The following is a 22,139-nucleotide window of genomic DNA, read 5'->3' on the forward strand; positions in this document are numbered from 1 at the left end:
AGGATGAGCAGCGCGATCAGCGCAATCGTCACGCGTGAGCGCGGCATCAGAAACCCTCCACCTTCGTTCGCTCTCCTGTACTACCGTCGGGATCGACGATCTCGGCACGCCCGAGCAGCGCGAACACCACCGAGAGGGCGCGGTCGAGCAACCACGCGATACCGAAACAGCAGGGGATCATCACCGCGAGCACCAGGATGACCTGGGGAATGAACGGCAGGCCGGCCACCCACAGTTCGGCACCGTCCCACCAACTCGCGAGCTGATCCACCCGATCACCCTAGCCGCTGGGCCGGGCACTCCCGAAAACGGCAAACGACAACAGCGGCCGAACGGTGGACGGGTCGCGGCGATCGGGTCGATGATGAGCTGATGACGTCCTCGACCGAGCAGTCCGTCACCACGCAGTCCGACACCACGCAGTCCGACACCACGCAGTCCGACACCACGCCCCTGGGCGATTCCGACGAGGTGGCGCCGGAATACCGCAGGGTCTTTCCCCCGATCGACGACTATGCGTTCCTGTCCGATTGCGAGTCGAACTGTCTGGTGGCGCGGAACGGGTCGGTCGAATGGATGTGCATCCCTCGCCCCGACTCCCCCAGCGTGTTCGGCGCAATCCTCGATCGCAGTGCCGGGCACTTCCGGATCGGGCCCTACGGGCAGAACGTGCCGGCCGCACGCCGATATCTGCCCGGCGGTCTGATCCTCGAAACCACGTGGCAGACACAGACCGGCTGGCTGATCGTGCGCGACGCCCTCGTGATGGGTAGGTGGCACGCGAACGAGCAACGTTCCCCCACTCGTCGCCGGACACCGTCGGACTGGGACGCCGAGCACATCCTGCTGCGCACCGTGAAGTGTGTGAGCGGCACGGTCGAGGTGGAGATGAGTTGCGAGCCCGCCTTCGACTACCACCGAGTCCCTGCTCACTGGGAGTACACGGGCAAGGTGTACGAGGAAGCAACCGCGACGTGCCGGACCGCGACGCCGGGCGAGCACCCCACCCTGCGGCTCACCTCGAACCTGCGCCTGGGGCTCGAGGGCCGTGAGGCCCGCGCACGCACCCGCATGGTGGAGGGCGACAACGCGTTCGTAGCACTGTCGTGGTCGGACCTGCCGGCACCGCAGACGTTCGCCGAGGCCGCCGACCGGATGTGGCAGACCACCGAGTGCTGGCGCCAGTGGGTGACGATCGGACACTTCCCGGACCATCCGTGGCGCGGACACCTGCAGCGCAGTGCCCTCACCCTCAAGGGTCTGACGTACGCGCCAACCGGGGCTCTGCTCGCCGCCCCCACCACTTCGCTCCCGGAAACACCTGGCGGCGCCCGCAACTGGGATTACCGCTACGCGTGGGTCCGCGACTCGACGTTCGCCCTGTGGGGCCTGTACACGCTGGGACTGGACCGTGAAGCCAACGACTTCTTCTCGTTCATCTTCGACTCGGCCCAGTCCGACGACGGCCACCCGACGCCACTGCAGGTGATGTACGGGGTCGGCGGCGAGCACACGCTCGAAGAGACGGAACTGAACCACCTGTCGGGCTACGACGGTGCGCGTCCCGTGCGGATCGGCAACGGCGCCTACAGCCAGAACCAGCACGACATCTGGGGCACGATGCTCGACTCGGTGTACCTGCACGTGCGGTCCCGGGACCAGGTGCCGGAAACACTGTGGCCGTTGCTCAAGCGGCAGGTCGAGGAGGTCGTCAAGCACTGGCGCCAACCCGACCGCGGGATCTGGGAGGTACGCGGGGAACCGCAGCACTTCACGTCGTCGAAGATCATGTGCTGGGTGGCGCTCGACCGCGGTTCCCGGCTCGCGGCCCTGCACGGCGAGAAGAGTTATGCGACGCAATGGGCCGAGATCGCCGACGACGTCAAGGCCGATGTCCTGGCGCACGGTGTCGACTCGCGTGGTGTTTTCACACAGCGTTACGGGCACCCATCGCTCGACGCCTCGCTGCTGCTGGCACCGCTGCTGCGATTCCTGCCCGCCGACGATCCGCGAATCCGCGCGACCGTCCTGGCGATCGCGGACGAGCTCACCGAGGACGGACTCGTGCTCCGCTACAAGGTGGAATCGACCGACGACGGGATCTCGGGCAAGGAGGGCACGTTCACGATCTGCTCGTTCTGGCTGGTCTCGGCGCTCGTCGAGATCGGCGAACTGCCACGGGCCAAGCAGTTGTGCGATCGACTGCTCGGGTTCGCCAGCCCACTCGATCTTTATGCCGAGGAGATCGACCCCAAGACGGGCAGGCACCTCGGCAACTTCCCGCAAGCATTCACCCACCTGGCGCTCATCAACGCGGTCGTACACGTCATCCGGGCCGAGGAGGCGGGCGACACCGGAACATTCCAGCCCGCGCACGGACCCGCCTGACGCTCTCCCGTCCGGCCGCGGATGTCGGTGGCCTGTGTCACGATCGAAACCATGCTGGATCACTTGGGAATTCAATGTGCTGATATCACCGCGAGTGCCGCGTTCTACGACAAGGTCCTGGCGCCCCTCGGTGGCAGACGGCTGATGGAATACGGCGATGTCGTCGGCTACGGGGTGCCGCCGCACCCAGACTTCTGGATCAGTCCGCTCACGCCTGCCGACGCCGGCTTCCGCGAGAACCACATCGCCTTCGTCTCGGAAACCCGCACGGCGGTCGACGCGTTCTTCGCCGCCGCCATCGAGTCGGGCGCCGAGATCCTCCACGAACCCCGCGAGTGGCCCGAATACCACCCCGGCTACTACGGCGCGTTCGTGCGCGACCCTGACGGCAACAACGTCGAGGCGGTCTGCCACCGACCCGAATAGGGCGGGCGCCGATCACGACGCCCCGGCAAGTTCGATCGCGCTGTCAGAAGGTGCGGCGCAGCAGTCGCTCGGCGTCGGCCGCGATCGTCCGCACCACGTCACCCGCGGGCAGTTCCGATGTGACGAGTCCGGCGACTTCACCGGCGTACACGACACCCTGATTCGGATCGGCCGGATCGTATGCGGCCGAAAGGGTTTCGTTGTCAGCGCCGCGACCGTGCCATCTTTCGGTGTAGTCGTTCGCCAGGGCCCGGCCGCCCCAGCGACGGGGCCATGGCTGATCGCGTGCCTGGTCGAACACCGAGGTGTAGACGGTGTCGGCGCTACCCGCCTCGATCAGCTTGCGTCGTGCGTACTCCGGGCCGATGGTTTCGGGACTCGCGAGGAGCACTGTGCCGATCATCGCGCCCTCCGCACCGGCCGCGATCACCGCGGCCAGACCCCGGCCCGAGCCGATACCGCCTGCTGCGACGACGGGCAACGGGGTCGCGTCGAGGACCTCCTGTAACAGCGGTAGCGTTCCGATCCGGCCGGTGTGGCCCCCGGCCTCTCCGCCCTGGGCAATGACGAAGTCGACCCCCGCGCGCTCGACCACCCGAAGATCCTCGACCGTGTTCACTTGGGAGACAACGAGTGCCCCCGCCGCGTGCACTCGGTCGACGTACGGCGCGGGGTCACCGAAGGACAGGGAGATCACCCGCGGCCTCTCGTCGAGCGCCGCCTCGAGCAGGGTGTCGTCATCGTCGAGCGCCCAGGTCATCATCCCGATACCCAGTGCGCCGCCACCGATCTCGCGGGCAATGGCCGACTCCGCAGCGATCCACTCGGGGGTGGCGTACCGCGCAGCTCCGAGTAACCCGAGCCCACCGGCCCGGGTCACCTCGCCCGCGAGCTTGCCTCCGGCACGGCCGCCCATCGGGGCGCCGAGGATCGGCACCTCCAGCCCGAATTCGCGGGTCAGCCAGGTGTCGATCATCAAAACCCTCCGATTGTCTTCTGCCCGCTACTTCTTGGGCTTCGCGCCGGCCGCCTCGGACGTCAGCGCAGCGACGAAGGCCTCCTGAGGCACCTCCACGCGACCGATCGTCTTCATCCGCTTCTTGCCTTCCTTCTGCTTCTCGAGCAGCTTGCGCTTACGGCTGATGTCGCCGCCGTAGCACTTGGCGAGCACGTCCTTACGGATCGCACGAATGTTCTCACGGGAAATGATCTTGGCACCGATCGCGGCCTGGATCGGTACCTCGAACTGCTGACGCGGGATGAGCTCACGCAGCTTCGAAGTCATCCGGCCGCCGTACGCGCTCGCGTTGCTGCGGTGCACGATCGACGAGAATGCGTCGACGGCTTCGCCCTGCAACAGGATGTCCACCTTCACCAGATCGGACTGCTGTTCGCCGGACTCCTCGTAGTCGAGGCTCGCGTAACCCTTGGTGCGAGATTTGAGCGCATCGAAGAAGTCGAACATGATTTCGCCCATCGGCAGCGTGTACCGCAGTTCCACGCGAGTCTCGGACAGGTAGTCCATGCCACCGAGTTCGCCGCGTCGGCTCTGACACAGCTCCATGATCGCGCCGGTGTACTCACTCGGGGCAATCACGGTGCACTTGGCCATCGGTTCGTACACCTCACGCACCTTGCCCTCAGGCCAGTACGACGGGTTGGTCACCTCCTGCTCGGATCCGTCCTCCATCACGACGCGGTACACGACGTTGGGGGCGGTGGAGATCAGCTCCAGACCGAACTCGCGCTCGAGCCGGTCCCGCGTGATCTCCATGTGCAGCAGTCCCAGGAACCCGCAGCGGAACCCGAAGCCGAGGGCTACGGACGTCTCCGGCTCGTAGGCCAGCGCGGCATCGTTGAGGCGAAGCTTGTCCAGCGCGTCGCGCAGCACCGGATAGTCCGAACCGTCCATCGGGTACAGGCCGGAATAGACCATCGGCTTGGGATCGCGGTAACCCACGAGAGGCTCGTTCGCAGGGTTGCGGGTAGTGGTCACCGTGTCGCCGACGCGGGACTGGCGCACGTCTTTCACACCGGTGATGAGGTAACCGACCTCGCCGACGCCCAGTCCCACACTCGGCTTGGGCTCTGGCGAGATAATCCCGACCTCGAGGAGTTCGTGTGTGGTGCCGGTGGACATCATCGTGATCTTCTCGCGCGGCTTGATGCGGCCGTCGACGACCCGCACATAGGTGACCACACCGCGATAGGCGTCGTACACCGAGTCGAAGATCATCGCGCGCGCCGGAGCATCGGCTTCGCCGACGGGAGCGGGAACTTGTCGGATGACCTCGTCGAGGAGTTCCTTGACACCGACGCCGGTCTTGCCGGAGACCCGCAGCACATCGTCAGGCTCGCAGCCGGTGATGTGCGCGATCTCCGCGGCATACCGCTCGGGATCGGCGGCCGGCAAATCGATCTTGTTCAGGACCGGGATGATCTTTAGGTCCTTCTCCATCGCCAGGTACAGATTGGCGAGCGTCTGCGCCTCGATTCCCTGCGCGGCGTCGACCAAGAGAATCGCGCCTTCGCATGCCTCGAGCGCACGGGAGACCTCGTACGTGAAGTCGACGTGGCCAGGGGTGTCGATGAGGTGCAGGACGAACTCCTCGTCACCGACCTTCCACGGCAGCCGGACATTCTGCGCCTTGATGGTGATGCCACGCTCGCGCTCGATATCCATGCGGTCCAGGTACTGGGCACGCATGGCGCGCTCCTCGACGACCCCGGTGAGCTGCAGCATCCGGTCCGCCAACGTCGACTTGCCGTGGTCGATGTGCGCGATGATGCAGAAGTTCCGGATCTGCGAAGGATCCGTGAACGTAGTCTCCGCAAAGTTGCTGGTCAAGCCCTATTCCCTCATCTCACTCGCTCACCGATGCCGATCTGGCACGGATGCCCGTCCCGCACTGGTCCCGCAAAAGGACCATATCGACTGCGTCCCGCGCCCGATAATCATCCCCGGGCCACAGGTGCGCGCACATGTCCAGTGTGACAGCTGCCGATGCCCAGCTGAGATATTGCGCCACCATCGGCACCGACGCGCCATCGAGGATCAGCGTCGAGACAAAAAATGGAGACAGAAGAACGAGACAAGGAAGCAGCTCCCGACCCACCCCTTGATTCGGGTCCATCCTTCGTATATTGCGGCCGCAGGCTCGAACACCCGACGGCGTGACAGATCGGGCGGGCCCCTCGACGTGGGGACCTCTCAATCCATCCACTCACAATTGGCGAGCTCAGCGGCGATCTGCGCCCGCTCCACGTGAGTGAGCGTCGCCAGTCTGACGTTCAATGTGTGTCGATCGGTCCAGACCTCGTCTGCGAACTCTGCACTGGCAACCCCCTGGCACCAACGAAGAGCGTCGACCAATGCCTCGATCGTGATCAGTTTCCGCGCGGCCAGTTCGTCGACAATAGCTTCCTCGCGCGCCACGAGAACCGGCTCTTCCGGCAGGACACCGCGATCGAGGTGACACACCTCGTGTTCGATGGTCGATCTTCGCGCAGCCTGGGTCAGCCGTCTGTCGATGTAGATCGTATTGCCGATCCAGACTCCGGCCCGGTCGCCGGGAAGCTCGTGATCGAGGTCGATAGTGATGTGCGGGAATCTGTCTCGCAACACCCGCCAAGGGTGGTGGTGCTCATTACATGCCGTCATCGGGCGTCTCCGGGTACATCTCCTTCTCCCGCCGAGACGCCGCATGGCGTACGCCATCGAGTTCCAACACCTTCTTTCGGGACATCATGGGCGTGGGCTCTACCGCCGGAGAACTGATGGCATCCGGCGCCAAGCGCGTCACCAGCTCCACCGCCAGTTCAGCTTCACTGGCGGTGGCGAGCAGCTGTCCGTCGCTGTCCAGCCAGTCGTACACCTCCGCATACGTGAGCTTTCCGAGCTCGATGAGCGCATCGACGGGGCGAATGTGCAGTGCCCGCGCCACAACGATGATGTCGTCCGCACCCAAGCCGGCCTCGAGTCGACTCTGACCCGTCTTGCGGGAAACGCCGAGGTGGTCAGCAATCTCCGTGACGGTGACCCGCCGCCCTGCTGCCTCACTGAACCATGCCCGCTGATCCTTCATGCAATTCACACTAATGGGTAACTTTTTACCCGTCAAGAGGGGTGCTACCTACTCCCTCGAGTAGTTAAGTCCCCATTCAACGGGTTACATACTTGTCGTTAAGTACCTGAATGGGTTAGCTTCTACCCACCAAAGAGCGAATCGAGGTGACAGTGAGAGTATTTCTACTCAGTCTCGATGAGATCGAGCGAGTAAAGAGAGCAAAGGGCATCCAGGGCATCACCGGCCTGGCAGAAGCGTCCGGCATGAACCGCAAGACTTGGTCCACGGCCATGCGCGACCGCAGACCCACCCCTCAGGTCCTCGACGCGTTGGCGCGACTTGGTGCGAGGCCGGACCGCGTACTCATCGCAGACGGCCCGCTGGCCGCCGGCTTGTCGACCACCGCCGCATGAGAAAGCCCCCAACAGGTGCAACCGGCGAAAGCCGAGTCTGAGCGTCCGACCCACACGAGCATCCAACCCAGAGAGGAAGCGACGCATGCCCGGGAGTACGGAACAGGTCGCGCCCTTGCAGGACGGCCACACCGAACTATGCGCCACCATCGGTAGCGAACCGTGCAGAGTTGCTCACGGACTCTGCGGCCGGCAGCAGGTCGACCATGACGACCAGATGTTCTGGCGCACACAGACACTCGGTGAACCAGGGCAGCCGCGCAGGGCGACCGGAGCTCATGAGGCCGAGCATGAGGACAGCGAACAACGCGTCAGCCACACGGCGCGCGATGCCAGGCTGTACCCCCGGACCAACTACGGACGCCGCCTAGCCGCGGTCACTACTGCCGATGCAGAGGAATCCAGCCACCCCGACCATGACGGACAGAGTCGTCGCCGCTGCCGCCCACTGCCCGATGAACGAGCCGAGAACCAGAATCGACATGAGGGTCCCGGCGACACCGAGGGTAAGCAGTACACCACCTACGGCAACCGCAGCGTTTCGTTTCATTTCGCCCCACCCTCCGCTTGTACCTTCGATCCCCAACCGACCGTAGCGATCGCGTCGATTCGCCGTCCGCCCCGACCTCCGACACTGGGGTGAGGGCTGATGCCTCGTACATACCCCGCAAAGCGGAGCCGGACGGCGACCGAGGTGGACTTGGTCCGGACGATCGCCGTATCGATGGCTGCCGGTGGTGTAGCCATTCTCGACATCCCGCGTCCATGCACAGTGTGTTTGGTCCCGATATCGCTCGGTCAACGGGTCATCGACGGGCAGATCTTCCCGCTGCACGCGAGGTGCGCCGATGCAGGGGAGGCCATGCCCTGAGGGCACCATCGTCCAGATTGACGCCTTGTGCGCGTGAAACCAGCACTCAGTGGATCGCGCCGTTGGTGTAACTGCTTCCAGACCAACCACACTCACCGACCTGCGGCACACGCTGCGCCAGACTTCTCGTCGATGGCGCACCCCCGAGCGTTTGTGCCGCACACTTCGGCAGCATTCCCCAGTGCGCCGGAGTGAACGCGCCCCGCTGACGTATCCCCTGCGTCGGCGGGGCGCACCCCTCAACACTTCCCTCTCGATCGAGGCCAGCGGGGCCCGCCTCAAACGCAACAGCACACCAAGGACACTAAAGTCGGGTCCTATGGCAAGTACGTGGGGCAGGATCGGCAGAAAACTCGGCAGCTACGCCGTCGAGCAGGGAACCGAACTGCTCCGACAGCTGCAGAAGACCGAGCCGGTCAAACGCGCCACGGAGGCGATCACGGGTCCACCGCATCCCACGGTTCCGGCAGGTCGCCCGGTCACCCGGAACTCGTCGCCGACGGCGCATCGGGCCCGCCGCGTCGAATACTCCCCCAGCCTGGACGGACAGGCCGACCCCGGTGAGGTGGTCTGGACCTGGGTGGCCTTCGAAGACGATCCGGCGCAAGGCAAGGACCGGCCGGTGCTCGTCGTCGGACGTGACGGACCCACCCTGCTCGGGTTGATGCTGTCGTCGAACAGCGAGCGCGACGAAGATCGCAACTGGCTCGCGCTGGGCAAGGGCCCGTGGGATACCGGAAACCGTCCAAGCTGGATCCGCTTGGATCGCATCCTCGACGTCCCCGAGGCCGGCATCCGGCGCGAGGGCGCGATTCTCGAGCGGGCCCGGTTCGACGCTGTCGCCACCCGCCTGCGCGCGGACTACAGCTGGACCTGACATCGGGCCCTCCTCGAACGAGCACCCCCGAACACAACCGTCCTCGTGACGGTCAGTTGTTGTGAAGACGTCAGTCGTTGAGTCGGTTGTAGCGTCCGAACAGTGCCCGGTAGACCACTGCACCGAGGGCTCCGCCGATCAGCGGGAACACGATGAACAGCCACAGCTGCCCCATAGCGCCGGGCTGGTACGGGGCAACAGCGATGCTGCGGGCCGGGTTGACGGACGTGTTGTCGATCGGAATCGAGATCAGGTGGATCACCGCGAGGGTGAATCCGATCGACACCCCCGCGAGTGGAACGTCGGAAAGCTGATCGGTGGAAGCCAGCACCACGAACACCAGCAGTGCGGTCAACAGGATCTCCACCGTCATCGCGGCACCGATCCCGTAGCCGGACTCGACCAGCCGGCCGAGGGGTCCGCTCTCGGCGGACGGACTGTGCGCGCCCCAGCCATTCGCAGCCAGGCCGTTCTCGGTGCGGTTGTAGCTCGGAAGACTCTGCGCGATGGCATAGACGGCCAGACCCGCGGCCAGACCGCCGATCACCTGAACCGCGACGTAAATGCCGGCTTTGACCGCCGAGATCCGTCCCAGAATAAAGTGCCCCAGCGTCACCGCCGGATTGACATGGCAGCCCGAGATAGGGCCGATCGAGTAGACCAGGAACATCAGGGTCAGGCCGAACGCGAGTGCGATTCCCAGTTGACCTACACCGGAACCAGAGAACACCGCAGTGCCCACCGCGGCAAACACCAGAACGAATGTGCCAATTCCCTCCGCCAGGTACTTCTTGAGGTCCGAAATCGGCTCTTTCTCGGCAACTTCCTGCGCTGTAGACATACACCCACCTCTCGATCCCGGGAATCAGCTGTGTGAATCAATCGGGACCCTACGGACAGACCGGTAGTTTCACAGCAGATTCGGATACGTCCGGGCCGATCTCACCCCGCAGTTTGGGATCGCCGCGCGATTGCTGGTAGTGTCGGCCGTCGGCACTTCCATGTGCCCAGAGCTTTTCGACAGTAACCAGCAAAGACGACAGGATTTTACGCGTGGCCAACATCAAGTCCCAGGTGAAGCGGATCCGCACCAACGAGCGCAACCGACTCCGCAACCAGTCGGTCAAGTCCTCGCTGCGCACGGCGATCCGTTCCTTCCGCGAGGCCGCGGCAGCCGGTGACAAGGACAAGGCCAACGAGCTCCTCGTCTCCACCAGCCGCAAGCTCGACAAGGCAGCCAGCAAGGGTGTCATCCACTCCAACCAGGCAGCCAACAAGAAGTCGGCGCTCGCGCAGGTCGCCAACTCTCTCTGACAAGTTTCTGACGGTTCAACCGTCGCAAGCTCTGTAGAAGTAGCCCCCGATCATCGATCGGGGGCTACTTCGTTTGCGCCCTGAGCCTCGTTTGCACCCCGAGCCGTCCGTCCCGAACCTCCGCAGGACGCCCAAGTCGGCGAGCGAGCGACCGGCACGGATTCAGTTGCTGCCGTGGAGCTCCACGACGCGCTGCACCGCCCACTCGACTGCATAGTCCGCGTCAGCGGCCTGACCCTTCACGTCGGCGTTGAGCTTGGCCACCACCTGGAGTGCCTCACCGATCGACACCGGATCCCAGCCGCGCGCCTGTCCCTGCGCCTTCTTGATCTTCCATGGCGGCAGGCCGAGGTCCGACGCCATCCGGAACGGATCGCCCCGCCCCGCGGAACCCACCCGCGCGATCGTGTGGACTGCATCCGCCAGCGCATCAGCGAGCAGCACGTGCGCGACACCGCGGTGCATTGCCCACCGGAGAGCCTCCATCGCACCCCGCCGGTCGCCAGCGACCGCCTTGTCCGCGACGTCGAATCCGGACACCTCCGCCTTGCCCGAGTAGTAGCGCTGCACTGCGGCGGTATCGATCTTGCCGCCGGTGTCGGCGACGAGTTGCGAACAGGCGGCAGCGAGCTCACGGAGGTCGGATCCGACGGCCTCGACAACCACCTGGAGAACTTCGGGTGAGACTCGCACGCCCGCGGCGCGGAACTCACCGCGTACGAAGTCGACTCGATCACCGGACTTGAGCTTTGCGCACTGGTGCACCGTCGCCCCGCACTTCTGCAGAACGCCCGCCATGGCCTTCGCGCGTCCGGCGCCGGAATGCAAAACCACCAGAACGACGCCCTCCGGCAGATCCGCGGCTGCATCCTGGACGAGCGTCACCGCGTCCTTACCCGCCTCGGCTGCCGCTTCGAGCACCACCACACGGTCCTCCGCGAACAGTGACGGACTGAGTAGCTCCGCCAGTTCGGGCGCACTCGCATCGCCCGCTCGCAGCCTCGAGACGGGGACGTCCTCGCTGGCGGATCCCGCAGCGGCACGGACTGCTCCGACGACGGACGCGACCGCTCGCTCCACCAGCAGTTCCTCGTCACCGAGTACGAGGTGGAGCGGTTCGGGCCGAGATGAGGTGCTCACCGGACGATAGTCCCATGGGAACGCCCCACCACGGCAAGTGCCCCGGACCCCGACCGGACCAACGCCACATCACCATGCCGGTCAGTGCGCATCGTGACTGCACCCAGGGCGTCGAGCTGCCGGACTATGCCCGCATGGGGGTGACCGAACGAGTTTCCGGCGCCGACACTGACCAGCGCCACCCGGGGACGGACTTCCGCCAGGAACTCTGTTGCGGTGGTGCGAGATCCGTGATGCGGAAGCTTGAGGACATCCGCCCGCAACGGTATTCCGGAGCGGAGCAGGGCACGTTGACCCGATTCCTCCACGTCACCGGTCAGCAGTACGGTGCCCGTCGGGGTATCCGCCATCATCACCAGAGACTGATCGTTCGCGGAATCGTCCGCGTCGGCGGGATCGCGCGGCACCGGCAGTAGCGGCCCCAGCACCCGCAGCCGCAGCGTGCCCACCCTCATCTCGCGTCCGGGCTCGAGACGGACCAACGCGACACCGGTACGGGACGCGGCAGCCGACACGAACCGGAAGCCGCCTGCGGGCAACCTCGCCGGGCCGATCGCGATCGCACCGACGGTGCGGTCACCGAGAACCCCGTCCAGGCCGCCATAGTGGTCCGCGTGCAGATGCGTGACGATCATCAGCGGGATCTCCTCGATGCCGAGCCGGTCCAGGCACGCGTCCATCAGTCGCGGATCCGGCCCGGCATCGACGACCACGCCGCGTCCGTCGCCGGTAGCGAGGACCAGGCCGTCGCCCTGACCGACGTCGCATACGACGACGCTCCATCCGGCCGCCGGCCATCCCGGCGGATGGAGCCGCGTCGGCACCCACACCACCGCAACACCGACTCCGAGCGCCAGCATCATTCGCCTCGACCACTGGTAGCGCAGTCCCACTCCCCCCACCAACAGGACGGCCGCGACGACGAGGGCACCTACCAGCCCAGGCGCCACCGCGAAGGTCGCGCCAGGGAAGGACGCGGCCCGGTCCGCCACCTCGAGGAGCCACCACAGCGGTGGGCCCGCGACCCGGACGAGGAGGGTTGCGGCCGGGAGCCACACAGCTGCGAACAGTGCCGTCACCGCCCCGATCACCGTGAGCGGCGCGACGACCGGCGCGACGAGGATGTTCGCGACGATCGACACGAGGCTCACGGCCCCCGACATCGCGGCGACCACTGGCGCTGTCACCACGAACGCTGCGACCGCGACCGCACACATCTCGGCGAGCCACCGCGGCCACCCCCGTTCCCGTAGTCGGTGGACCGCGATCGGCGCGAGCAGCACCAGTCCCGCAGTCGCCACCACCGACAGTGCAAATCCGAAATCGACTGCAAGCGAGGGGAACAGCGCAAGCAGCAGAACGACTGCCGAAGCGAGGGCCGGGATGGCCTGCTTCCGACGGCCGGTCACCAACGCCAACAGCGCGACACAGCCCATCGCGGCCGCGCGCAGGACACTCGGCGACGGCCGTGCGACGACGACGAATGCCGCCAACGCAAGTGCTGCCAGCAGGGCTCCCATCCGGGGACCCACCCCGATTCCGCGGACCGCCAGCAGCACCGCGCCGAGGACGATCGAGATGTTGGCCCCGGATACCGCCGTCAAGTGCGCTAGTCCCGCTGCAGTGAACTCGTCCTTCACCTGCTGCGGTAGCGCCGAGGTGTCCCCGACGACCAGCCCGGGCAGTAGACCCGCCTGCTCGGGAGGCAACGCCGCCGCGGTCGCAGCAGCGAACCGGTCACGGATCGCACCGGCCCAGCGCTGCACCCGCGGCGGCTCCTCGACCCGGGTCGGCGGTCCCGTCGCCCGCACGACGGCGACCGTGAGATCGCTGCGATCGGGCGGGGCCAAGCGCCCGCGCAGGGTCACTTGTTGTCCCGGTAGCAGTACCTCCCAGTCCGCACCCTGGGCGAAGATCAGCACCGCCCCGCCCGTCCTGATCACCGACACCCCATCCCGCACAGACCGCAGCGAGGCGCGGATCATCAGCTGCCGCTGACCACCGAAACCGCTGCTGCGCAGTACTTTCGGGTCGTCGTCGAGGGCCACGTCCAGAGTTGCGGTACCGCCGGACTGCACCCGATCCGCGAGCGGGTGCGACGCGACCGCGTGGGCCCGCACCGCGATCGCCGCGCCGAATCCCGCCCCGATCAGTGCCGCGGCGATCAGGCCTGCCGCGATGCCGGAGGCCGGCATGTTTCCGGCGCCACCTCGTCGCCGCGCCACCGCCAGTGCTAGGCCTAGTGCGGCCGCAACCACTCCGAGAACCACGGACAGGACCCCGGCGGCAACCCATCCGGCGTGCAGCCCGACCAGAGTCGCGCCCCAGCACGCCGCCGCGGCCGGAACCAGCCGCAGATCGAGTGGGCGGGAATCCGAATCCATCAGAGTGCAACCAGTTCGCGTAGTTTCGCCATCCGGGCCGGTCCGATCCCGTCGACCTCACCCAGCTGCTCGATATCGGTGAACCTGCCATGCGTCTGCCGCCACGCGACAATCGCCTTCGCGGTCACGGGGCCCACCCCCGGCAGAGCGTCCAGCTCTGTTTCGGTCGCGGTGTTGAGATTGACCTTGCCAACGGGTGTGCCGGACCCGACGCCCGCCGACTGCCCCGGCGCACCGGCCCCGACCCGTGCACTGCCGACCGTTCCCGGGGATCCCTCGGGCGGCGCGACGCCCACCAGGATCTGGTCTCCATCGCCCACGCGCTCGGCCATGTTCAGCCCCAACAGATCTGCGCCAGGCTTCGGCCCGCCCGCTGCCGCGAGTGCATCTGCGATACGTGCCCCAGGCTGAAGCCGGACCAGACCCGCCTGGTTGACCAGACCCACCACGCTGACCACCACCTGCGCGTCAGGCGCAGGTGGCACCGACTGCGCCGACGGTGGCGCCGGCACGGAAGGAACAACAGAGACAGCAGATTCCGGTCCCCCGACCTCGACCGCGGGCAACGGTGGAACGGCCTGTGCGGTCGGCCGGTCCCGCCATACCGACACCGCCGCGATCCCTGCCGCGACGAGCCCGACGACAACCAGCGCGACCGCACCCCGTCGCCCCGGATTCAGTCGTGTGCCCCGCCAGAGCCTGAACCCATGCTCAGGATCTTCGCCGTGTGCGGCGTCGTCCGGGTCCTCGAGCCAGCCCGGCATCCGCGAGCGGCCACCACGATCGACAAACGGCGCCTCGGCCGGCTCGAAGTCCGCAGTGTCGTCACCGCGTGCTGCCTGGGGCGCGGCGGACGCCGCCAGCCTCCGGCGCACCCTCGCACGATCATGTTCGGTACCCATGCGGCTGACGGTAGGGCTCGCCCCCGACCACGAAATGCCCGAAAGTGCCGCGGTAAGAAAGTCTGTGGATCAGTGCGCGGATGTGGATGACGGCTCCGGGCCGCCGTCCGGCGTGATCTCTTCCGCATCACCCGGACAGACCACAACTCCGACCGCGCCCGGGCCGACGTGGGCGCCGAGCACAGCGCCGATTTCGGTGACGACCAGCTCACCGATGCCTGTGATCCGCTGGCGCAACTCTGCGGCGACCGCGGCGGCACGTTCGGGCGCGTGCAAATGATGCACCGCGAGAGCGACTGACTCCGTCCCAGCCTGTTCTACGGCGGCGTCGACCAACTTGCTCAATGCCTTCGTCGACGTACGCGTCTTCTCGCGCAGCACCAATTTGCCCTCTACCACATGGAGGACCGGCTTCATCGCCAGTGCCGTCCCGAGCAGTGCAGCCGCAGTGCCGATGCGGCCGCCGCGGCGCAGGTGCTCGAGCCGGTCGACGACGATGAGCAACCGCCCCCGGGCCGCGACGTCCACCGCCTTCTGATACACCGCCTTGAGGCCTCCGCCGGCGCGGGCCACGCGAGCCGCGGCGAGCGCCGGATAGCCCAGACCCATTGCCGTCGACTGCGAGTCGACGATCCGCACCTTCTCGCCGAACTTCTGGGCAGCCTGCCGTCCAGCCTCCCAGGTACCGGACAGCTGACGCGAAATGTGGACCGCGACCACACCGTCACCGTCGCTGTCGGCCAGGGCCGCAGCGTACGCGTCGGTGAGCTCCCCCGGAGAGGCGCCCGATGTGGTCACTCCGGACAGGTCGTCCGGAACAGCATCGACACCCTCTCGAAAATCCCGGCCGCCAGTGAGCACGTGCAGGGGCACGACACGGATCCCGAACCGGTCCGCCAACTCGGGTGAGAGGCAGGCCGAGGAATCGGTCACGACGACGACAGACACGGCCCCTACCCTATTTCGAGCTCGTCGCGTGCCGCACTGCGACGGGCGATCTCGACCGCGGCGATCATCGCGGCGGCGACTTCCTCGTGGGCCTCCCAGCCCCAGTGGATGCCATCCGGGTTCGCCCGGTCGGAGAAGATGTTCTCCCGTACCGCGGCCGCGAGATCGACCATCGGAACATGCTTCTCGGTCGACCACGCCTCGAGCGCCCGCACCGCAGGCTCCCGGCCCGAGTGGACCTGCCCGTACGCATCGCAACGGTGAACCGACGGATACGTGCCGATCACCGGCAGATCGGGGCGGATCGCCGCCAACGCGTCCCGGCAACTCTCCAGATACTCGACCGACAGTCTGGGCGGCAGCGCCACCGGCCTGCCCAACTTGGACAACCGCGGCTGCAGCCACTGGTAGCCGGACCGTACGATGCGGCGCAGCACCGGCGGCCGGATGTACCGCAGCTGCTCACGCAGCGCGGTCGGCAGCGGGGACGGCAACGAATCCATCCCGCCCACCGCGAAGACGACGGCACCGGCGTGCGGAACGGACGCCCATACCCGCGGATCCTGCGTCAGCGCCCACCATGCATCCCGGCTGGTCCAGCCGATACGGGCCACCAGCTCCACTCGCCAGCCCAGCTCGCGGGCGACCAGATTGGGCCAGATCCTCGGATGATCCGCCGGCAGTCCCCCCTTGGGACCGTAGTACGAGAGCGAATCGGCCAGCACCAGTAGGACCGGCGCCCCGTCCGTCCGATCGACGGCACCGCCGTCCAGCGTCCGATCGACGGCACCGCCGTCCAGCATCCGATCGACGGCACCGCCGTCCAGCGTCCGATCGACGGCACCGCCGTCCAGCATCCGATCGACGGCACCGCCGTCAGAGGACGTCACTGGCCACGCTCGCAGACGCGTTCCACACATCCAACCGCCATACCGGATCTGTCCCCTCCCCGTGTCCGCTGAGCTGCACCCAGCTGGTGTTGCCGAGCCCACCGAGCACCGGCCACCGATCGACCGGAAGGTCGAGCAGACGGGCCGTCAATGCCGCGATCAAGCCGCCGTGCGCTACCAGGACCAGCGGCTGCGGCCCCCACGACTCGTGCCGGGCAAGCAGTTCCTGTACGAGAGGCAGGCTGCGGGCCGCGACCTCGATCCGGCTCTCACCGGCGGGCGGCGCCCACTCCGCATCGGTCCGCCACCGGGTCCGCGCACCCGGCGCGATCTCGTCGACTTCCGTGTGGGTCATCCCCTGCCAATCCCCGAGATGCGTCTCGCGCAGTCGGGTATCGGTCTCCACGGGCAACCCGATATGGTCGCCGAGCGCAGTTGCCGTGTCGAATGCACGCCGCAGGTCGGAGGACACGATGACGAAGGGGCGATGCTCGGCGAGTGCCTGCGCCGCCACCTTCGCCTGCTCCCGGCCGAGATCCGACAGATCGGTATCGAGCTGCCCCTGCATCCGATTTCCGGCGTTGTAGTCGGTCTGACCGTGCCGCAGCAGAATCAGACGCCTGACCGCGGACCCGGCCGCGGTCGCCGTCACTGCTCCGACTCCCCCGCTACGTCGTCCGGGTCGGAGTCGATCGACAGCTGCCTCGGCTCGACACCCTCGACGGCTATCTCGGGGCAGTCCTTCCACAACCGGTCGAGTGCATAGAAATTGCGCTCGTCGGTGTGCTGGACGTGAACAACGATGTCGACGTAATCGAGCAGCGCCCAACGCCCCTCGCGGGTGCCCTCGCGACGGACCGGCTTGTGTCCGGCCTCACGCAACCGGTCCTCGATGTTCTCGACGATCGCGTTGACCTGACGCTCGTTGGCTGCGGAGGCGATGACGAAGCAGTCGGTGATGACCAGCTGCTCCGAGACATCGAGGACCACCACATCCGAGGCCAACTTCTCGTCGGCCGCCAGTGCGGCAATCCGTGCCATTTCGATGGCCTCGTTCGATGCACTCACTCAGTGTTCTCCCGGTTCTGCTTGTTCTGAAGGTTGTGGTGGCTCCGCATGCAGCTGTCGCGCGGGAACCGGTTCGGACATGGTGACCGCGCCATCCAGACGCTGCACCCCGATCGGCTGGTACAGGTTTCGTTTGCTGATGTACTGCACGACCCCGTCCGGAACGAGGTACCACACCGGCCGGTGTTCCCGCGCACGCACACGACAGTCCGTCGACGAAATGGCAAGGGCCGGAATCTCGATCAACGTGACCGCGTTCTCAGGAAGCCGCTCGAGGTGCGTGGCCAGATGCTCAGTGTGCAGCTCGTAGCCCGGACGCGAGACTCCAACGAACTTGGCGAGTCCGAACAGCTCCTCCCAATCCTGCCACGACAGGATGCTCTCGAGCGCGTCCGCCCCGGTGATGAAGTACAGCTCGGCATCGGGGTGCTGAGCGCTCAGATCACGAAGAGTATCCACGGTGTAGGTGACTTTGGCGCGGTCCACGTCGACGCGGCTCACCGAGAACCTCGGATTCGACGCGGTCGCGATGACCGTCATCAGGTAGCGATCTTCGGCCGGACTGACGTCGCGGTCATCCTTCTGCCACGGCTGCCCCGTGGGCACGAAGATCACTTCGTCGAGAGCGAATCGATCCGCGACCTCACTGGCCGCCACGAGGTGACCGTGGTGGATCGGATCGAAGGTGCCACCCATCACGCCCAGTCGGCGCCGAGGGGTGATCGCTGTCGGCTGCTGCACGATGATCCAGCTTACGTGTCGGCGCAGCTCACGAATTCACACAGGCAGCAAACCGGCGACCACCGCCGCGAGCTGCTGCGCAGAACGGCACTCGTGCATGTCGATCACCTCGTTGTAGACCAGCGCGGCCGAGTCGCCCGTACCCCATTGACCACGCGGTTCCGGGTTGAGCCAGTGCGCATGCTTGGCCACCGACACCAGATGTTCGAGCGCCGGCAGACCCGGGTCGCGGTAGTTGTTGCGCCCGTCACCGAGCACGAGCAACGAGCTGCGACTGGTTATCGAGTGGGCGTAGCGCTCCGCGAACACCCCGAGCGCATGGCCGTAGTCGGAGTGCCCGTCATACGTGATCAAATCGGCCTCCCGAACCATCCGCGACATCGCGACACCCAAATCGGAACCGCTGTCGAAGAAGCGGGTGACCTCATCCGTGGTGTCGATGAACGCGAATACCCGTACCCGCGAGAATTGCTCGCGCAGCGCATGGACGAGCAGCAGCGTGAAGTGGGAAAAACCGGCAACCGACCCGGAGACGTCGCACATCAGCACCAGTTCGGGACGGGCCGGGCGCGGCTTGCGCTGTACCAGGTCGATCGGCACGCCGCCGGTCGACATCGACTTCCGCAGCGTGCGGCGAAGGTCGATCGCGCCAGCCCGGGCCCGGCTACGCCGCACCGCCAGCCGACTCGCCAGCAGCCGTGCCAGCGGGGTGACGCTACGCCGCAGCGCCGTCAGCTCGGAGTCCGACGCGCGCAGGAAGTCCACCTCCTCGGCGAGCTTCGGCACGCCGTAGCTCGCCACGCGGTCCTTGCCTATCTGTTCGGCGGAGCGACGCCGGGTCTCGGACTCGACCATCCTCCGGAAGTCGTCGATCCGCTGGACGGCCGCCCGCTTGGCGACCTCGGACGCATAGTTGCCGGCCGGGCGGTCACCGGCCTGCTGGTTACCGAGCAGGCCGGAGAGAATCTTCTCGAGAAGTCTCTCGGGGGCGAGGTTGCGCAGCGCCTGGTACGCGGAAAAGGACGGTCCGTTGACCGACTCGTACTTACCGAGTTCCTCGACCATCTGCGCGACAAGCGCCTCTAGTTCGGCGAGCGCCTCCGGGGAGTCATCGGACAGCAGTTCGGCGAGCACCTCCTGCAGCACATCGAGGTCGAGCTCACCGTCGGGTGTCCGCGGCAGCGACCTGTCCGCACCGCTGTCCTCGCGGACTCCGAGGCCGACGGGAAACCACAGGTCGAACAGGGCATCGAAGGTGGCGCGGTGCGTCGGACGCCGCAGCAGCGAACATGCGAGACCCTCGCGCAGCGCCTCCCGGTCGAGCAGGTCCAGCACGGCCACTACCCGACCTGCATCGACGGTCTCGGACGGGCCGACCGCGATGCCGCGTCGGCGTAGGGCCTCGACGAAGTCGACGAGATGCCCCGGTATACCGTGCGGCGCCGGCGGACCACCGCGACGGTGTGCGGGCGAGGTGGCCATCGACTTCGTCCTTTCAGTTCAGGCGCAGCTCAGCTGCCGCACGCTGCTGGTCGGCGCGGTGCTTGAGCACCACACCCATCGTCGCGCGAACAGCGTCGTCATCGAGAGTGTCGAGCCCCAGCGCGAGGAGAGTGCGACCCCAGTCGATGGTCTCCGACACCGACGGCACCTTCTTGAGCTGCATGCCGCGCAACACGCCGACGGTGCGCACCAGTTGCTCGGCGACGGACTCGGGCAGTTCAGGCACGCGGCTCGCGAGGATCCGGCGCTCGAGGTCAGCGTCCGGAAACTCCAGATGCAGGAACAGGCAGCGCCGCTTGAGCGCCTCCGACAGTTCGCGGGTGGCATTCGAGGTGAGCACCGCGAACGGTTTGCGGGTCGCGGTGATGGTGCCCAGCTCGGGAATGGTGACCGCGAAGTCGCTGAGGACCTCGAGTAGCAGACCCTCGATCTCGACGTCGGCCTTGTCCACCTCGTCGATCAGCAGCACCGTCGGATCCTCACGGCGGATCGCGGTCAGCAACGGACGCGACAACAGGAACTCCTCCGAGAAGACATCCTGCTTGGTCGCGTCCCAGCTGTGATCGGCAGTGACATTCCCCGTCGCTCCGCTCGTCCCAGCGGCTTGAATGCGGAGGATCTGCTTCGCGTGATTCCACTCGTACAGCGCGCGGGACTCGTCGACGCCCTCGTAGCACTGCAGGCGCACCAGCTCTGCCCCGGACGTCTGCGCGACGGCGCGCGCCAACTCCGTCTTGCCCACACCTGCAGGGCCCTCGATGAGCAGCGGCTTGCCCAGCCGATCCGCGAGGAACACCGCGGTCGCGGTCCCCTTGTCGGCCAGGTAGCCGGTTTCGGCGAGGCGCAGAGCGACATCGTCGACACTCGCGAACAGCGGCGGTGCAGTCGGCAGAGCGCGGTCCACGCTCGCTCCTTTCGGGCCGTCAGGCCGATCGGGTATGACCGTCTCCCCAGACAGTCCACTTGGTCGAGGTGAGCTCGCCCAGCCCCATCGGGCCGCGGGCGTGCAGCTTCTGTGTGGAGATCCCGATCTCCGCACCGAACCCGAACTGCTCACCATCGGTGAACGCAGTCGAGGCGTTGACCATAACCGCGGCAGCGTCGACGCGGGCGGTGAACTCACGCGCTGCGGACAAATCGGACGTCACGATCGCCTCGGTATGGCCCGTGCCGTACTCGTCGATGTGTGCGATCGCCGCGTCCATGCCGTCGACCACCTTCAAGGCGATGTCGAGGGTGAGGTACTCCTCGGACCAGTCGCCCTCGGTGGCAGGAACCAGTCCGGGCAGGTCGCCGTGGACGGTGACACTGTGCATCTGCAGTGCCTGCAGCAGCTGCGGAACGGCGGTGTCCGCGATCGCGGCATCAACCAGCAGCGTCTCGGCGGTATTGCACACACTGGGTCGACGTGTCTTGGCGTTGATGACGATCTTCTCCGCCATCTGCAGATCCGCGGCGGAGTGCACGTACACGTGACAGTTACCGACACCGGTCTCGATAGTGGGCACGGTCGCGTCGCGCACGACGGCGTTGATCAGGCCGGCACCGCCGCGCGGGATGACGACATCGACCAGGCCGCGCGCCTGGATCAGGTGGGTGACGCTCGAGCGGTCCGCACTGGGCAGCAGCTGGACGGCGTCCTCGGGCAGACCCTGCGCGGCCAGCGCGGTGCGGAGCACCTTCACGAGCGCGGCGTTGGAATGGGCCGCCGACGAGGATCCGCGCAGCAGCGCCGCATTACCGGACTTGAGCGCGAGACCGAACGCATCGACAGTGACGTTGGGGCGGGCCTCGTAGACCATGCCGACCACTCCGAGCGGTACGCGGACCTGACGGATCTCGAGACCGTTGGGCAGCGTGGACCCGCGGACGATCTCACCGATCGGGTCCTGCAGGCCGGCGACTTGCCGCAGACCCGATGCGATGCCCTCGACACGATCCGCGGTGAGCCGCAAACGGTCGAGCAGCGACTCCTCGGTACCGGAGGCGCGCGCGGCTTCGATGTCCTCGGCATTCGCGGCGAGGACACTCTCCGTCGCCGCCAACAGCGCGTCGGCAGCCGCGTGCAGCGCAGCATCCTTCTCTGCCGTGGTCAGCAGCGCCAGGACCCGGGACGCGACACGCGCGCGACGGGCAGCTGCGTGCACCGCCTCTCGGGTGTCTCCGGCTTCGCCGGCTGCGGGTGAAGTATGCGTTGCGGCAGTCAT

At 66.7% G+C, this 22,139-nt stretch carries 24 protein-coding genes; 5 read left to right on the top strand and 19 right to left on the bottom strand.

What is annotated here, in order from left to right:
• Nucleotides 1–46: 46 nt before the first annotated feature.
• Nucleotides 47–271 (bottom strand): hypothetical protein, encoded by a 225-nt coding sequence (locus ERC79_RS02865; RefSeq protein WP_131575568.1) that lies wholly within the window; start codon nt 269–271, stop codon nt 47–49.
• Nucleotides 272–453: 182 nt separating this feature from the next.
• On the opposite strand from ERC79_RS02865, the gene ERC79_RS02870 reads away from it, so the two are divergent.
• Nucleotides 454–2,388 (top strand): glycoside hydrolase family 15 protein, encoded by a 1,935-nt coding sequence (locus tag ERC79_RS02870; protein WP_131580665.1) that lies wholly within the window; start codon nt 454–456, stop codon nt 2,386–2,388.
• A gap of 51 nt (nt 2,389–2,439) precedes the next feature.
• Nucleotides 2,440–2,814 carry a VOC family protein gene (locus tag ERC79_RS02875; RefSeq protein ID WP_131575570.1) on the top strand — a complete coding sequence of 125 codons (375 nt, stop codon included), beginning with the start codon at nt 2,440–2,442 and terminating at the stop codon, nt 2,812–2,814.
• A 43-nt stretch (nt 2,815–2,857) separates the two neighbouring features.
• Here ERC79_RS02875 and ERC79_RS02880 read toward each other — a convergent pair whose 3' ends face one another.
• The 4 genes from ERC79_RS02880 to ERC79_RS02895 all read right to left on the bottom strand — a co-directional run bounded on the left by ERC79_RS02880 (nt 2,858) and on the right by ERC79_RS02895 (nt 6,899).
• Nucleotides 2,858–3,790 carry a nitronate monooxygenase gene (locus ERC79_RS02880; RefSeq protein ID WP_131575572.1) on the bottom strand — a complete coding sequence of 311 codons (933 nt, stop codon included), beginning with the start codon at nt 3,788–3,790 and terminating at the stop codon, nt 2,858–2,860.
• A 27-nt stretch (nt 3,791–3,817) separates the two neighbouring features.
• A complete protein-coding gene (gene lepA / locus ERC79_RS02885; RefSeq protein ID WP_131575574.1) occupies nt 3,818–5,662 on the bottom strand; it encodes a translation elongation factor 4 in 1,845 nt (614 codons plus the stop codon).
• 363 nt (nt 5,663–6,025) lie between these two features.
• Nucleotides 6,026–6,439, bottom strand: a complete 414-nt coding sequence (locus ERC79_RS02890; RefSeq protein WP_242676731.1) for a hypothetical protein — start codon at nt 6,437–6,439, stop codon at nt 6,026–6,028.
• A 22-nt stretch (nt 6,440–6,461) separates the two neighbouring features.
• Nucleotides 6,462–6,899 (bottom strand): hypothetical protein, encoded by a 438-nt coding sequence (locus ERC79_RS02895; RefSeq protein WP_131575578.1) that lies wholly within the window; start codon nt 6,897–6,899, stop codon nt 6,462–6,464.
• A 146-nt stretch (nt 6,900–7,045) separates the two neighbouring features.
• Between ERC79_RS02895 and ERC79_RS02900 the strand changes: the two genes are divergently transcribed.
• Nucleotides 7,046–7,294 carry an XRE family transcriptional regulator gene (locus tag ERC79_RS02900; protein ID WP_347563581.1) on the top strand — a complete coding sequence of 83 codons (249 nt, stop codon included), beginning with the start codon at nt 7,046–7,048 and terminating at the stop codon, nt 7,292–7,294.
• 136 nt (nt 7,295–7,430) lie between these two features.
• On the opposite strand, the gene ERC79_RS02905 is transcribed toward ERC79_RS02900, so the two are convergent.
• Together ERC79_RS02905 and ERC79_RS02910 are read right to left on the bottom strand one after the other, a co-directional pair.
• A complete protein-coding gene (locus ERC79_RS02905) occupies nt 7,431–7,613 on the bottom strand; it encodes a hypothetical protein (RefSeq protein ID WP_131575580.1) in 183 nt (60 codons plus the stop codon).
• 48 nt (nt 7,614–7,661) lie between these two features.
• A complete protein-coding gene (locus tag ERC79_RS02910; protein ID WP_131575582.1) occupies nt 7,662–7,844 on the bottom strand; it encodes a hypothetical protein in 183 nt (60 codons plus the stop codon).
• Nucleotides 7,845–8,484: 640 nt separating this feature from the next.
• Here ERC79_RS02910 and ERC79_RS02915 point away from each other — a divergent pair.
• On the top strand, nt 8,485–9,042 hold the full coding sequence (locus ERC79_RS02915) for a type II toxin-antitoxin system PemK/MazF family toxin (RefSeq protein ID WP_131575584.1): 558 nt from the start codon (nt 8,485–8,487) through the stop codon (nt 9,040–9,042).
• A gap of 70 nt (nt 9,043–9,112) precedes the next feature.
• On the opposite strand, the gene ERC79_RS02920 is transcribed toward ERC79_RS02915, so the two are convergent.
• A complete protein-coding gene (locus ERC79_RS02920) occupies nt 9,113–9,883 on the bottom strand; it encodes an aquaporin (RefSeq protein ID WP_131575586.1) in 771 nt (256 codons plus the stop codon).
• A gap of 212 nt (nt 9,884–10,095) precedes the next feature.
• On the opposite strand from ERC79_RS02920, the gene rpsT reads away from it, so the two are divergent.
• Nucleotides 10,096–10,356 carry a 30S ribosomal protein S20 gene (rpsT, locus tag ERC79_RS02925; protein ID WP_131575588.1) on the top strand — a complete coding sequence of 87 codons (261 nt, stop codon included), beginning with the start codon at nt 10,096–10,098 and terminating at the stop codon, nt 10,354–10,356.
• A gap of 162 nt (nt 10,357–10,518) precedes the next feature.
• Here rpsT and holA read toward each other — a convergent pair whose 3' ends face one another.
• The 11 genes from holA to ERC79_RS02980 all read right to left on the bottom strand — a co-directional run bounded on the left by holA (nt 10,519) and on the right by ERC79_RS02980 (nt 22,139).
• Nucleotides 10,519–11,496 carry a DNA polymerase III subunit delta gene (holA, locus tag ERC79_RS02930; RefSeq protein ID WP_131575590.1) on the bottom strand — a complete coding sequence of 326 codons (978 nt, stop codon included), beginning with the start codon at nt 11,494–11,496 and terminating at the stop codon, nt 10,519–10,521.
• The gene (locus tag ERC79_RS02935) at nt 11,493–13,880 is read right to left on the bottom strand and encodes a DNA internalization-related competence protein ComEC/Rec2 (RefSeq protein WP_131575592.1); all 2,388 of its coding nucleotides are present in this window, start codon (nt 13,878–13,880) and stop codon (nt 11,493–11,495) included. The genes holA and ERC79_RS02935 overlap by 4 nt, the downstream gene beginning before the upstream one ends.
• The gene (locus ERC79_RS02940) at nt 13,880–14,782 is read right to left on the bottom strand and encodes a ComEA family DNA-binding protein (RefSeq protein WP_131575594.1); all 903 of its coding nucleotides are present in this window, start codon (nt 14,780–14,782) and stop codon (nt 13,880–13,882) included. Before ERC79_RS02940 ends, ERC79_RS02935 begins: the two co-directional genes overlap by 1 nt.
• A gap of 69 nt (nt 14,783–14,851) precedes the next feature.
• On the bottom strand, nt 14,852–15,730 hold the full coding sequence (locus ERC79_RS02945) for a DegV family protein (protein ID WP_131575596.1): 879 nt from the start codon (nt 15,728–15,730) through the stop codon (nt 14,852–14,854).
• 5 nt (nt 15,731–15,735) lie between these two features.
• Nucleotides 15,736–16,533: a diglucosylglycerate octanoyltransferase gene (gene octT / locus ERC79_RS02950; protein ID WP_242676837.1), complete on the bottom strand. Its 798-nt coding sequence runs from the start codon at nt 16,531–16,533 to the stop codon at nt 15,736–15,738.
• 73 nt (nt 16,534–16,606) lie between these two features.
• Entirely contained in the window at nt 16,607–17,188 is a 582-nt protein-coding gene (locus tag ERC79_RS02955) for a histidine phosphatase family protein (protein ID WP_242676838.1), read from the bottom strand.
• Nucleotides 17,189–17,268: 80 nt separating this feature from the next.
• The gene (gene rsfS, locus ERC79_RS02960; RefSeq protein WP_131575600.1) at nt 17,269–17,688 is read right to left on the bottom strand and encodes a ribosome silencing factor; all 420 of its coding nucleotides are present in this window, start codon (nt 17,686–17,688) and stop codon (nt 17,269–17,271) included.
• Complete coding sequence (gene nadD / locus ERC79_RS02965) at nt 17,689–18,384, bottom strand: nicotinate-nucleotide adenylyltransferase (protein ID WP_242676839.1); 696 nt, start codon at nt 18,382–18,384, stop codon at nt 17,689–17,691.
• A gap of 81 nt (nt 18,385–18,465) precedes the next feature.
• Nucleotides 18,466–19,911, bottom strand: a complete 1,446-nt coding sequence (locus tag ERC79_RS02970; protein WP_131575602.1) for a VWA domain-containing protein — start codon at nt 19,909–19,911, stop codon at nt 18,466–18,468.
• A 13-nt stretch (nt 19,912–19,924) separates the two neighbouring features.
• Entirely contained in the window at nt 19,925–20,836 is a 912-nt protein-coding gene (locus tag ERC79_RS02975) for a MoxR family ATPase (RefSeq protein ID WP_131575604.1), read from the bottom strand.
• 19 nt (nt 20,837–20,855) lie between these two features.
• Complete coding sequence (locus tag ERC79_RS02980; protein WP_131575606.1) at nt 20,856–22,139, bottom strand: glutamate-5-semialdehyde dehydrogenase; 1,284 nt, start codon at nt 22,137–22,139, stop codon at nt 20,856–20,858.

This window comes from Rhodococcus sp. ABRD24, from assembly GCF_004328705.1.
Taxonomy (GTDB): Bacteria; Actinomycetota; Actinomycetes; order Mycobacteriales; family Mycobacteriaceae; genus Prescottella.